Origin of the sequence: Eisenbergiella porci (genome assembly GCF_009696275.1) — a bacterium.
Lineage (GTDB): Bacteria > Bacillota > Clostridia > Lachnospirales > Lachnospiraceae > Eisenbergiella > Eisenbergiella porci.
The window spans coordinates 89,171-103,204 of sequence record NZ_VUMI01000006.1 but is presented as its reverse complement, the minus strand read 5'-3'; the positions used below and the strand labels follow the sequence as shown (position 1 = coordinate 103,204).

Genomic DNA, 14,034 nt, shown 5'->3' with positions numbered 1-14,034 from the left:
TGCGCGGCTGCCGGATGCTGCTGCCTGTCCCCGCCGCGGGGTTCCTGCCCCGGTTAATTGTTTCCCGGCCTGGTCCGCTCCTGCCCGTTCTGTTCCTGTTCCTTCTGTCCTGGCCCCTGTCCCGACCCGTTGCACAGGCCGTCCTCGGGCTTGTGCATCTCCTCGCCTACAATTTCCCGCACCACATACTGCGGCGCATTGTTCATACAGATATACATCCTGCCGATGTACTCGCCCACAAGCCCCACCATCAGCATCAGCATACCGCCGATAAACATGATCGCGGACATCAGTGAACTGAAGCCGATGGGCACCAGCGGATTCACCAGCTTTTTGATAATGGTATACAAGCCGTACAAAAAGCCGAGGAATGCGCAGCCGGTGCCGATCATGGTGGCGATCCGCAGCGGTTTTTCACTGAAGGCGGTAAAACCGTTAAACCACAGCCCCAGAAGCTTTCCCAGGGTATAGCCGGATTCTCCTGCTTTTCTGTCACGGTGCTCCACCGTAACATTTTTTATATTGCGTGTAGCGCGCAGGACAAGGCCGATCACATAAGGATACGCATTCTGGTAACGAAGCATCTCGTCCACAATAAACCTTCTTGCGGCAAAAAAGCTGGAGACATACAAATCCGATGGCTTTCCCAGCATGAATTTCAACATCAGATCATTGACCCTGCTGCCGAAATTGCGGAACGCATTATGGTGCTTATGCTCATATCTGGCATACACCACATCGCTGCCCTCCTCCAGCCCCTGCAGTAAATCCCCGATGGCATCGGCGGGCGTCTGGCCGTCATCGTCCATGCACACCAGATAGTCTCCCTTTACCTGATGGAAACCGGCCATCAGCGCAGCATGCTGGCCGAAATTCCTCGCCAGGTTTACGCCGCATATATTTTTATGCTTCTCGCAAAGCCTTCTGATTACCTCAAAAGTATTATCCGGAGAACAATCGTTGACAAGAATAAGCTCCCAGCGGTATTTGTCCTTCAAATTCTCCATCTCCCTGCCGATATCCGCCACAACACCCTCCAGCATTTCGGCCGAACGATAGCAGGGAATTACTATGCTTACCAGTTTATTCATGAAATCTTCCCATCCGCCCGCCATACGGCGGACTTTTTTGTTTTTATCTGTAACAGTCAAGCGGTCCGCACTGTTACTCTTATCTGTTTTCGGGATACAGACGGGCCATCAGTATCAAATCACGATAACCGTCCCCGGTTTTTATCTCATCCCTGAGCAGCGCCTCCTTTTCGAAGCCCGCCTTTTCATAGCTTCTCACCGCGGCCGTATTGTCCGCAAATACCCGCAGCATCAGCTTGTGGAGCTTCAGGCCGCTGCCGGCATATTGAATCGCGGCCCGGGCCGCAAGTGTTCCATAGCCCTTCCCCGCCGCATCCTCCTCCCCGATAAAAATACCGTACTCCGCCTTTTTATTTTCGGTATCGATATCCCGGAAGTAGACGCTGCCCACAGGCCTGTCCCCTGCCGTCTCACACAGGATGAACTGTACCACCTCTCCGGCGGCCACCTTATCACGCATCCAGGCCAGGTGTCCCTCTTTGGTAAAAGGCTTCTGATAAATAAAATTTTTTCTCACCCGGTTCGTATTACGCCACTTTACAATGTTTTCCGTATCCTCCAGCGTGATCGGCCGCAGATATACCGGTCCCAAATCGATTCTGAACTGTTCAGTCATTTATCTCTTCCTCCCTGTGCAGACTGTATATCACCAGACCGGAATCCGCCGCCCCGATGACCTCCTTGGCCTCAGCCCGCAGCACGGTCCCTCTCCTGCCGAAATAATCCGTCAGCCAGTCAAGGCTCTGCCCCGTTTCCGCCACCAGATATACATTTTCCCCTTCCAGTAGCGCCTGTCCCAGGGAGGCATATCCAAAGGCCTTCAGCTTTTTCTCCGCCAGCGGGCTCTTGCTAAGCCAGCCGCCCAGCAGATCATAATTTCCCAGGACGCACTCACCATCCCGGAACATTTTCTCTGAGAATTTTACGGTGGAGTACACATCTGCAAGATACAGGTTCTCCGGATGGCTCTGATAATACGCCCTGGCAGCGATATCCGTACGGTTAATTTCCTCCCGCGCCGCATATTCCTGTACTGTGCGGGCAAAAGTGCGGGGCAGGATGGAGAGCGCGGTGACAAGCAGAAGCGCCGCCGTTACAAAGACCGGATTCAGCCAGCGGTACGGATTACGCACTTTTTCCATCCCCCCCTGCGCAGCTTCATCCGCCGCCCCATTTTTGGTAAGATACATAAAAAGCAGCGCCGCCAGCATTACGATTTCCACAGTATACAGAGGGTGGCTGATCCGCTCAGGCACCCGGTTGCGGAGTATCAGGTACATCCACAGAATACTGCGCACACCGCCGAACGCAAGCAGCTGCCAGATAACGCCAGCGCGCCTTTTCAGGAAAGCCGTGAGCAGCAAAAGCACTGCAAGCGCCGCCTCCGTAAGAAGGAATGGCATTTCCACAGCCGCGTCGAAATCCAGACCCGGCATATTCTGGAGCCTGGCCTTATACAGCCAGATTCCTTCCTTTAGCGTCTTCCCGAAATAGCCTTCCTTTTCCCGGGAATACCCGCTAATTTTCTCCATAAGAGCCGCATCAATGCTGTCATCTATCCCGTAATTATAATTTTCCAGCAGCGCGCCCTGCGTTTCATCCAGTCCCAGAGAGGTATAAAATTCCTGATTTTCTTCAAACTTCAGGATTGTTTCTGTTTTGAAGTCATAAACCTCCGTCCTGGCATCAAACAGCCGGAAAAATTCCTTCCATTCCCCGCTGCCATAGGCAGCCGTATTGCTCACCTCGCCCAGAAGCAGCCCGATAAGGATCAGGGAAAAAACACCCACATAACAAAACGCATTATATCTTGTAAAAACAGGACGTTCCATCCCCCATTTCCATACCCCGGCCACACAGGCCAGCGGCAGAAGCAGCAGCATCATTTCCGGGCGCAGCAAAAACGCCAGCACACACAACAGGACCGCCTGCAGATTTCTTTTTGCAAAACAGACCCAGCCGTTCTCTTTCCCGGAGCGAGTCTGCATGCCCGGACACGCCGCCGCTTCCCCGGTCAGGAACCAGAAAATTCCCGCGGCTCCCAGCAGGCCGCTGGTCACCGTATACTGCACAAAAACCAGATGAGGAAGCAGAAGGCCGGCAAAAAGCAGGCTCTCCAAAAGGCACAGAAGGACCTTTCCCACTGTTTTCTTCCCATACCTCATGCTCCGGTACAAAATCAGATACAGACTGCCAAACTGACAGAGGCATAAAAAGATGCCATATACATAGGAGGTATGAAACACCTTCACAAGCAGGCTCAAAAGCAGACTGAGCGGATAGAGCATCTGCACGTTGCGGCTTTCCGGGACGCCTGTGTACACACCCGCAAGGATATCCTTCATCAGCACATCGTCATTCAGCGAATAATAGTAATCAAACCGAAGGCTGGTAAAAAGAAGAAGCGCCAGGGTAAACAGCAGCGGCAATATCCAGTTTTCCCATTTACGGTAAAATTTTACCTGTTTTTCAGAAACCATAGAATTCCTTTACTTTTCCGGCAATAAAGCTCACCTGATCCTCCTTCAGCCCATAGTACATGGGCAGGCGGAGAAGCCTTTCGCTTTCCCTGGTGGTGTAACGGTCTTCCCCGTGGAAACGGCCGTATTTCAGTCCCGCAGGCGCGGAATGAAGGGGAATATAATGGAACACCGCAAGAATGTCATTTTCCTTCAGGAAATCAATAAGTGCGGCACGTTCTTCCAGATCCGCATTTTTGATATAGAACATATGGCCGTTCTGCACACAATAATCGGGGATGAAGGGCAGCTCAATTCTGCCCGCCTCTGCCAGAGGTTCCAGCTCCCGCCAATATTGGTTCCATAGGTTCAGACGTTCCTCATTGATAGCATCGGCCATTTCCAGCTGTGCATACAGATAAGCCGCATTCAGTTCGCTGGGAAGATAGCTGGAGCCGTAATTCTGCCAACGGTATTTGTCCACCTGTCCTCTGTAATACTTGCTCCTGTCCGTTCCCTTTTCCCGGAAAATTTCAGCATCCTCAATGTCCTTTTCATTCCGGATCAGAAGCGCGCCGCCCTCTCCCATGCTGTAATTCTTAGTTTCATGGAAGCTGAAGCAGCCGAAATCACCGATGGCTCCCAGCGGCTTTCCCTTATAGGAAGCCATGATTCCCTGGGCCGCGTCCTCAATCACATACAGGTGATGACGCGCCGCGATGTCCATTATGGTGTCCATTTCACAGCCCACGCCCGCATAATGCACGGGAACGACAGCCTTCGTTTTTTCGGTTACAGCCGCTTCGATCAGCGTTTCATCAATATTCATGGTATCGGGACGGATATCCACAAATACGGGCACGGCTCCCCTGAGCACAAAGGCGTCCGCCGTGGAAACAAAGGTATAGGAGGGCATGATAACCTCGTCTCCCGGCTGAATGTGGGCAAGCAGCGCCGCAAGCTCCGTGGCATGGGTGCAGGAGGTGGTAAGCAGGCACTTGCGTGTGCCCGTCCTTTCCTCAATCCATTCACTGCATTTTCTGGTAAATTCCCCGTCGCCGCAGATTTTCTGGTTTTCCACGGCCTGCCGGATATAGTCCATTTCTTTTCCCGTAAAGGGCGGTACGTTGAACCGAATCATAGCTGTCGCCTTTCTTTTTTTATTCTGAACCAATATTATAAATCAGATAGCCTTCATTTTCAAAAACCGGAATATAATTTTCTTTATCAAGCCAGCCCATAAGCGCCTGCATTTTTTCACTGTCCCCGGGAAGCTCTCCATTTTCCTTATAGAAGATGACCACAGTCCCTTCGCCAAGCTGCTCCAGCTCCTCTTTCATCTGTACTGCCGGATAGGTGTCCAGATCCGGCCACGCATGGGTGAGTCCCGGCGGCATATCCAGAAGGAAATGTAGTCCCGGCGCATTGCCAAAGGTAATAAGCTGCCGGCCGGAAAGACCGTTCTGTCCTGCATATCCTAACAGGCCTGTCAGCTGGTCCGCATTGAGGCTGCGCGTCTTCATCCCCTTCAGTATATAGGAATTTTCAATTTTTGCATCCCTTTTTTCACCATAAATGCCGTCGCCGAAGGCAAAATGGCTGTGAAAGCCCATTCCCTGGATCAGAACCATTCCCGCCACCATAACGGACATGGCCGTCACAGGAAAAGCCTCAGGCTTTCTTCTCATCCGCCTGATATATTTTCCCAGCATCCAGAGTGTAAAAGGGGCTGCCAGAAACAGGCAGTTCAGGTTCGGCATGGTATCGTTGTTGCTTCCTATGGGGAGCACCGCCACCGACAGCAGGATAATCAGCGCCAGCAGCCTGTCCCTCCGGAAAAAACGGCTGTTTCCGATACATACAACACAGCTGATAAGCACAAGGTACAGAAAAAGCATTCCCCATTCATAGATGCTGCGGTAATTATAATAGGTAAAGGTAAACATCCCTCTGCCCCAAAACAACCGGATCAGCACCGGAATACACAGGCAGTATATAATCTTTCCCGCTGTGTGAAAACGTTTGGGAAGAATATGGAAAAAAATCCAGCCCGCCAGCACACACACGGCAATTACCATCAGCCACACCATGGTTTTGCCATAGGCCGTGAAAATAGAGGTAATCATGGAAAACGGCGAATAGCTCTCATCCGTCGCCGTATACCCGGCCAGGCTGCCGAACATTCCGAAATAGGCCCCCGGGCCATATTGGATGCATATGACAAGGAAAACACCAAGGAAGCCTGCCAAAAAGCCTGCGACACAAAAGCCTGCCTGTTTCCACATCTCCTGCGCGCTTTTACCGCAAAGCTTTCCATAGAAAAATACGGCAATAATCAGAAGCGCTTCCGCAATATTCGGAGTGCGCACCATCACATTCAGCCCCAGACAAACGCCCGCCCAGATGAGCAGGCCCGGCCTGTTCCAGATAAGCCCCCTGTATAATAAAATACATACCGCCAGGAACAGGAAATAGGTAAGATAATTATATAAAATCGTCGTCGGGCACCAGCAGAAGCTGATGGCAATGATTTCCCCTGCAAAAACCACCCAGGCCGGCATTTTCCCCTTCAGGAAATAATAGGAAAGCAGCGCCATGGCACTGATAACCAACCTTGTATAAAAGCTGATGCCCAAAAGGGTGCCGCCGAAAGGAAGCTTCATCAACAGCCAGCCAGCCACATTGGCAAGATAGGTGGCAATCGCCCAACTGCCCTTAAGCTCCGGGAAAAACCGGAAGTTGGTGAGGCTGTACATCGGATCCGACACATCAATCCCCTGATTTACCCACAGCAGCGGGTAGATCAGCAGCAGACAGGGAAATATGAATTTTTCCAGAATTTTTGTCAGTTTTTTTCTTTTATCCATTGGTATTTCTATCCCCATATCAATCCTGTTACTGTGAATCACCCTTTCTGCCTTCCCATGCTGTCATCAATGCGGCGGATGGCTTCCCCGCATTTTTTCCCGAAGGAGGTCTTTGCAAGCAGGTGCTCCGCAAGCAAAAAGCATTTGCCCCGAAGCAGGTCAATTGCCGCTGCAAGAAGGAACACAAGCAGTACGCTCTCCGTCATCTGCATCAGATAACCGCCCAGATGCTCCGACGGCGTTCCGATAATCCAGCCGGTCCACCTTGCGCTGATATCCATGTGCTCATGGATCAGGTATACGCCGAACATTCCCGGCGACAGACGGCAAATACAGCGTTCCAGTTTTTCCGAACGGATGCGCAGACTGCCAAAGGCCATGAACAGCCCCAACGCCCCGGTAAGGCAGAAAATGAAATTATAGTGAAAGGGCACCGTTACATAATATTCCAGCGCCCCGGTCCTTGCACATACCACAAGCGCAGCCAGGGTAATTCCCGCCACGGCCGCGCAGGAGCCGAAATAGACAAGCGCACCTCTCTTTTTTTCCTGAAAAAAACGGATTCCGTACCTCCGTATATAGGCCGCCGTCAGATAAAGGAAAATGAACCAGCCGAAATCGTAGCCGTACCGGTCTGATGAAAATAAAAGGATGCTCACGCTTTTCCCAAGGCTGAAATAAACCAGCAGTCCCATGAGCGTAATCCGCAGCTGCTTCTGCGTCATGGCCCCCGCCGCCGCATTCAGCACCGGGGAAAACAGATACATGACCACATAAGCAGTCACAAACCAGTAATGCCCCGCCTGCACCGGAAACAGGCACTGCCAGATATGGTATATCTGAAAAGCCTCCCCGGCAGGCAGTACCCCGGCGAGCACCAGCACGGGAGGAATCAGCAGTGTATAAAAGAGCACCTGGAACAGCAGCCTGAGAAGCCGCTTCAGAGAAAAGCCGCTTTCCGATAAAAAGTAGCCGCTGATAAGGACATAAACATTGACCGCAACAATACAGAAGGACTCCGCAAGAACCGCCGCCGTACCTCTTGCCCCCGGCATCTGCCCCGCTTCGGGAAGCCCGCCCGTATGGGAAAGGAAATGCATGGCAACCACCATGAGCATGGCTGTCATACGCAGTAATTCAAAATTAGCCTGTCTCTTTTTCCCTGCTGCCACCGCTTTCTCCTTTCCGCCCTGATCGATAACTTTATCTCTCCCTGCCAATCTGTCCGTTTTCCACCCGGTAAACCATATCGCATTTTTCAATCGTCTGCAGACGATGCGCTATAATAATGAGGGTTTTCCTGCCATGGAGGCGGTTGATGGAGTCCATAATCGCCGCTTCCGTCTCATTATCCAGCGCAGAGGTGGCTTCATCCAGCACCAGTACCTCAGGATCCTCAAACAATGCCCTGGCAATACCGATACGCTGCCTCTGACCGCCGGAAAGACGGATTCCCCGCTCCCCGATTCCCGTATCCAGCCCCTCCGGAAGCCCTCTCACAAATTCATCCAGCTGCGCTTCCTTCAGCGCCTGCCATACCTTGGCATCATCAATATCCTCATCCGGCACGCCGAAAGCAACATTCTTTCTGATAGATGCATCAATCATGAAAATGGTTTGAGGAATATAGCCGATATTTTTCAGCCACTCCTCATAGTGTTCCCTCACTTCCACGCCGTCAGCCAGGATCCTGCCCTCCTGGATATCCAAAAGACCCAGAAGGATGTCAATGATCGTCGTCTTTCCGGCGCCCGAGGTGCCTACCACGCCCACGGAGCAGCCCACGGGAATTTCCATCTGTGCGTGATCAAAAATCAGAGCCTCCGAGTTGGGATATTTATAAACAATATCCTGCAGTTCTATTTTCGACAGGACAGGAAGCTTGGGAACCTCCTTTTTCCTGCGGTAATTCTGCTCGTCATAATTCACGTTCCCGTCATTGATATCCTGCTGCAGGTTGTCGCTTACCCCCATGAAAAAGGGCTCAAAGTAGGAAATTGAGGTGAGATAGTTATTAATGCGGTTGGCGCTTGGCAGAAGACGCATGGCCGCCACTGCAAAAACGCCGATCTGGCTCAGCATCTGGGTAACATCCTTTCCCGCCGCAATCTGCAGGATCAAATACAACACCAGCCCTGCAATACATACCGTTTCTATCAGCAGGCGGGGGGTTGCGTTATAGATATTATATTTCTGCACCGCCCCCACGTAGCCCGAGCCGCACTTGGAATATTCGTTGATAAAATAATTTTCCTTATTGGCAATTTTGATTTCCTTGATTCCCATAACGGACTGGTCAATCCATTTATACAGGCCGCTGTAATATTCCTGGTTTTCCTCTCCCGCCCTGATCATAATGGGCTTGAGAATCCCCTTAATGATAAGAAGCACCACCACAAGCAGCGCGGCAATGGTAAGAATCATCACCGGGTCCTGAGTCATCAGCACCACGATAAGGACAACAAACATGATAATTTCACTGGTCAGCTGCAGCGAGGAAAGGATCAGACCATACATATTGTTCACATCCGAGGTGATGCTTCGCTGGATCACGGAAGTGTCCGCGTTCAGATAATATTCATAGGGACGCTCCATAAAATTAATCATCATCTTACGGGAGGTGGCAAACTGATTCGTGTATACAAAGCGCAGCTGAATTACATTCTGAAAATAAAGAAAAATATTTTTTAACACAAATGCTGCGATAATGGCCAGCAGCATGATTATGGTAAACTGCCCGGTGCTCTCCATGCCGAGGAAACGGTAGATATCTCCCAGATACCCATCCCCGGTCACAGCCGCCGGATCCAGGAGCGTGGTGATCACAGGGATGACCAGGCCGATGCTGCAGGCCTCAAGAAGGGCGCCGATAATCATCAGCACCACAATCCCCCCCATCTTGGCCTTCTGTTTTCCATCCAGAAGGATGTTCATTTTCTTTATGATTTTTCTCATCGCAATACCTTAATCCTTTATCTGCTCATTCTGCCGGTGAATTTCCGGCGCTTCGTATTTGTCCATGAAATCCTCCCCCAGAAAGACGGTTTCCTCTGCAAAACCGATGGAGGCGGGCACGGTGAATACGGAGATCACCTTTTTCACATGGATATCCGGAAGAAAATTCATCATTTCCATAGGAAACTTCCCAGATAACACCACGCAGCCCGGAAAACATTTTTCATAATCCAGCAGGTCTCTGGGATGGGGCTTTAAAATGATCTGCATTCCTTTTCCGTAAAGCTCTATAATATCACGGAAGATCCGTTCTCTCGTTTCCAAATCACAAAGCGGCTCGGTCAGTATCAGAATTTTATTTTCATGATTCTTCCCTTCCGTCAGCTGTTTTACCAGCCGTTCCCTGTCCTCCAGGAAAATTCCCAGCAGGCAGCTCTTATCCTCTGCCGTCAGCCGCTGTGTCAGCTTTTCCCTGGAGCATTCCACATATTTGGGGCAGGGATACTCCAAAACGGAAATATCATTCACTTCCATATCGATACAGTATTTTCCCCAGCCGTTCTGTATGAAAATCAGGTTCAGGGAGGCGAGAAAGGCCTTCAGCCTGAAATGTCCTCTGTTATCATATCTGGCCGTATCATAATAGCGGATACAGTCCAGCCCGTCCTCCATGGCATGATACCTGATTTTCTTCCAGCTTAAATAATATCCTATCGGATCAGAATCACAGAATACATAAATGTCCTTATAAGCCCTGAAATCCACCGGCACAAAAGGCTCCTGAAGTTTCCCCAAAAGCTTGCAGAAACGGATTCTTGCCAGCATGTTCAGTACCAGGTTCCCTCGATCCGTATGGTACTTTTTCAAAACAGGAAAAAAGCCCTCCTCCTTTTCCTCAAAAACAAAAACCTGCCGGAAAAGACCGGAACGCTCCGCCCTGGCCTTCAGATTCCCAAAATCATTGGACATCGTACTCAGCACCAGGCAGGCCTGTCCCCTTCTGTCTCCGGGCAGGTTTAATTCCTTCAGACAGGCAATATATACATGATAAAAAGTGTGGCAGACATAGATTCTCTCATTCATGCCGCTGCTCCTTATAAAAAAATATCATTATATTTTACCATACATTACCTTCAAAAAGCAAATTTAGTAACAGTTCAGCCTTCGGCCGAACTATTACCGCATCCGCCCATTATAACTCGCCTTCGGCGAGGGGCGGATGCCTGCTGCCACCACGTTTTCTCACGGTTTGTGCAGTGAATGCACAAACCTTCCTGAACTGTTACCAAATTTACCCTTTTGTTTCCTCACAGGTTTTAACAACCCATACACCCTCTATCTGTTTCACGCAGCCGTCCGCCGGATAAGCAGGCATTTCCTGATATTCCTTTGTCTCCTTAATGGCCTCGACAGCTTCCTCGCTTACCTCCGGCATTTCCACGCCAATATAGGTCTTCATAAAATTATAACGTACGCCGCTGGTAAGGAGCCCGGTTTCCTTCGCCACGCCGGATAAATCCGTAAACCTGTCACCATCCATGGAATAGCTGCCCAGCAGATCAGGCGTCTCGCTCAGGCCATATTCCCCTATCAGCGCAAAGGGGTCGCCCGGCTGATAGCCTGCTGTGGCTTCAATCCTTTCCATGATACGGTTGTAATATGCATAGGATCTTTCATAGGCAATTCCCATCCGGAAATAGGCCTGGTTTGTCACAACAAAATTCTGGTAGCCCACCAGCAGAAGAACTGCCGCAACCACATAGCCCAGTATCCTGCCTGCCCTCACCTTTCCCGCATCCGCCAGGAACAGGCCGGACTGGGTATCCTGGCTTTTTTCCAGAAGGGCGGCAAGAAAGGTATACAGGATATGGTATTGGTAAAGCATCAGCATGCTTATGCTGGCATCCGGCGCCATAATAATGATAGAACCCATAGCCAGGGGCACCATCATGGCAAGAAAAATGTACAGGATGGCGCTGCCTGAATCTTTATATATTTTTTTTCTTATAAAAAAGGCGATAACCAGGCCAGCCGTAAGAAGGCAGGAAGCCACATTCAGCGCCCAGGCGGCCGCAGTCACAAAGGAAAAGGGCTTCAGAATAAAATACTGCACCACCCATTTGTAGGAACGAAGTATCAGCCTGGGAAGACGGATTAAATCAATTTTCCCCATCTGATCCAGGCCGTTATAGGCATCCAGCTGGGGATATACGATTCTGGAAACAATCGTATAGATAACGACGGAAATGCAGGCCACGACAAAGGCCTTCACTCCCCTTCGGAAAACATCGGCGGTCCGGCTGTTTTCCTCAAGCATATCCAGAAAAAGCCCCATTACCAGAATGCCCAGCGCCAGGCACAGATATGCCTGATAGATTCCCATGCTCAGAACCAGGCAGACTATCCCTGGCAGGAAACCGAAGCGGTATTTCCTAATCAGCCACGCACCCGCACAGGCCAGCAATATGCCTACGGCATAGCAGTCCGCGGTAAACATGAAGGTAAACAGGCTGCACATGCTGGGGAAGGACAGCATCATCAGCGGAATCAGGACCGCGGAGGTTGTACTTCTAAGATGCAGCGTGGAAAGGACAAAGCAGGCGGCAGCGGAAATCAGGACGATGGAGAAAATCCCACTCAGCCAGGGTACGCTCCAAATCCCATCCAGCGGATTGACATATTTCAAAAACCATCTGCCGAATTCCGAGCCGACTGCATACCCGCCCACATTATTGATGTCATCCCAGTTCGGCAGCTTATTGGTCAGCATATAGGCATGAGTTATAATTCCCCACAGGATTCCGGAAACCAGGCAGCACCTGATATGGAAGGGGATTTTTAATAATATTTCTTTAAAGGTATCTCTATTTTCATTCATAGCTGTTTTTATCCTTTCCCGTCAAAACTAACCCTGTTTCTTCACCATCCCCACAATTACCCCATCCACCGCATCATACTCCATGCGTGTATCAATACAGTTCCCCTCATCAGCCGCCTTATAAATATACATCGTATCCTCCCGCGGATTAATCAGCGACTCCACCAAATCCTCCACTGCCTTTGTCCTTATCGTCTGGCAGGCGGCATTAAAATAATTAATCGTCATACCATTTTCAGCCGCATATGCGCTCAGGTCATTCAATAAATCCTCGTCATCCAGGCCCACAAAAACCATATGCTTATTATCACCCTCCCGGGCCCACATATCCCACTTTTCATCCTCCAGGCGGCTGTCGTAAGCAAACTCGGTTCCAAACTGCACCTGCCGCTGCATCAGCTGCCATTTTCCGTCGGCAATCTGCAGGACGGCAAAAATCACCAGAAGAACTGCCGCCATGGTTTCCCATGGCATTTCCTTCTCCATCCATACAACGCTGCCAAGAATTATCAGGTACAGCACCGGCCAGATAAACCTGCCGCAGCAGCTGATTCTCTGCCACAGAGAGGATAGCCAGGCCGGAAGCTCATAGTTCCAGATCAGACTGCTTCCACAGGCGGCCTGAGGGGAAAGAGCCACAGAAAGAGAAATCATTGCCAGTATCAGAAATGCAACACCGTTTTCGCCCCAGTCAAAACGAAGATGAGTCAGCTTTTTTTCTTTTTTTATAAATACCTTATAAATGGTATGTATCAGACAGGCTGCGGCCGCCGCAATCAGTGTAAGTACAATTCCGGTACCAGGGAAGGCCAGCCCTTCTGAGGGATTTGCGCCGTAAACCGGAAGATCCGACAGATACTGAGACCACCCCTGCGGATTCCACAGGCCATTCAGATTAAAGCTGGACTGTCCGAACTGAGACGTATCCGGCATATGATTGTGTGAAAAACCTCCCAGCAATGCTACAACTCCAACCGCAGCTCCCAGGTATGCCAGCAGTGCAAGGACATCCTGCCTGATTTTTTTTCTCCGCAGCAGATCGGAAAGCAGAAAGCTGAGAAGGACAAAACCGCACATGGGAATAAAATACATCTGTATACTTCCCGTCAAAAACCCGGCAATTCCCCAGGCAAGCTCAAACCTTTTTTCGCTCATTTCCATTCTGCGGATTCCCAGATACAGAGAACACAACACCAGCCACTGAGCGCCCAGCGCCAGGTTCAGGGACATCTGCCCCAGCATCGCAGGCGTAATTACAAAAAGAAGGCTGCCCACAACTGCTTCCGCTTTCTTTTTTACATAATGATAAATCAGAAGCGCCCCAAAAGCGCCTTGGGCGCCCATACAAAGCATGACCCAGATACCAAAATACTGGAATCTATCCGGCAGAACCGCCTTGAATATTTTAAAAAATACGGCAAACAGAGGCACGGAATCCGTAAAGATAACGGATACCGCATTAGGATAAGATGCATTATCCATCAGCCCAAAAGGGAAAAACCAGTCACTGTTCCTGAAAAGGCACCAGCCCAGATAATTTTGAGTCAGATCCCCGCCACCCAGGAGCCAGTCCGTGTAGGTGACATTCAGTACATGAACCCCAAATATACAGATAAACGTAACAATTCCAACCAATGTGCCAAGTATCAACACATTGTTCTTTTTCCAATAATTTAAACCGGCCTGCACAGTATCCTTTATACCTCCCTGTTTCCGGCTTTCCATGCACTTCAACGTGGTAAAGTATCATGTGCCGTTAACTGATGCAAGTATAGCACTTTTCG

Annotated in this window: 10 protein-coding genes; all 10 read right to left on the bottom strand. The window is 50.2% G+C overall.

Annotation, left to right across the window (positions count from 1 at the left end; translation table 11 throughout):
• Window positions 1-53: 53 nt before the first annotated feature.
• On the bottom strand, window positions 54-1,091 hold the full coding sequence (locus FYJ45_RS05430) for a glycosyltransferase family 2 protein (protein ID WP_235930592.1): 1,038 nt from the start codon (window positions 1,089-1,091) through the stop codon (window positions 54-56).
• Between the two features lie 79 nt (window positions 1,092-1,170).
• Window positions 1,171-1,707, bottom strand: coding sequence for a UDP-4-amino-4,6-dideoxy-N-acetyl-beta-L-altrosamine N-acetyltransferase (pseH, locus tag FYJ45_RS05425; protein ID WP_154463786.1), 537 nt, complete (start codon window positions 1,705-1,707; stop codon window positions 1,171-1,173).
• Entirely contained in the window at window positions 1,700-3,571 is a 1,872-nt protein-coding gene (locus FYJ45_RS05420; RefSeq protein WP_154463785.1) for a hypothetical protein, read from the bottom strand. Before FYJ45_RS05420 ends, pseH begins: the two co-directional genes overlap by 8 nt.
• Window positions 3,561-4,691: a dTDP-4-amino-4,6-dideoxygalactose transaminase gene (rffA, locus tag FYJ45_RS05415; protein ID WP_154463784.1), complete on the bottom strand. Its 1,131-nt coding sequence runs from the start codon at window positions 4,689-4,691 to the stop codon at window positions 3,561-3,563. Before rffA ends, FYJ45_RS05420 begins: the two co-directional genes overlap by 11 nt.
• Before the next feature lie 19 nt (window positions 4,692-4,710).
• Entirely contained in the window at window positions 4,711-6,417 is a 1,707-nt protein-coding gene (locus FYJ45_RS05410) for a hypothetical protein (protein WP_154463783.1), read from the bottom strand.
• 38 nt (window positions 6,418-6,455) lie between these two features.
• Window positions 6,456-7,637 (bottom strand): acyltransferase, encoded by a 1,182-nt coding sequence (locus FYJ45_RS05405; RefSeq protein ID WP_154463782.1) that lies wholly within the window; start codon window positions 7,635-7,637, stop codon window positions 6,456-6,458.
• Window positions 7,621-9,372: an ABC transporter ATP-binding protein gene (locus FYJ45_RS05400; protein WP_154463781.1), complete on the bottom strand. Its 1,752-nt coding sequence runs from the start codon at window positions 9,370-9,372 to the stop codon at window positions 7,621-7,623. The genes FYJ45_RS05405 and FYJ45_RS05400 overlap by 17 nt, the downstream gene beginning before the upstream one ends.
• 9 nt (window positions 9,373-9,381) lie before the next feature.
• Entirely contained in the window at window positions 9,382-10,455 is a 1,074-nt protein-coding gene (locus tag FYJ45_RS05395; protein WP_154463780.1) for a glycosyltransferase family 52, read from the bottom strand.
• 208 nt (window positions 10,456-10,663) lie between these two features.
• On the bottom strand, window positions 10,664-12,250 hold the full coding sequence (locus tag FYJ45_RS05390) for a glucosyltransferase domain-containing protein (protein ID WP_154463779.1): 1,587 nt from the start codon (window positions 12,248-12,250) through the stop codon (window positions 10,664-10,666).
• Window positions 12,251-12,277: 27 nt separating this feature from the next.
• Window positions 12,278-13,939 carry a DUF6311 domain-containing protein gene (locus FYJ45_RS05385; RefSeq protein WP_154463778.1) on the bottom strand — a complete coding sequence of 554 codons (1,662 nt, stop codon included), beginning with the start codon at window positions 13,937-13,939 and terminating at the stop codon, window positions 12,278-12,280.
• Window positions 13,940-14,034 lie beyond the last annotated feature (95 nt).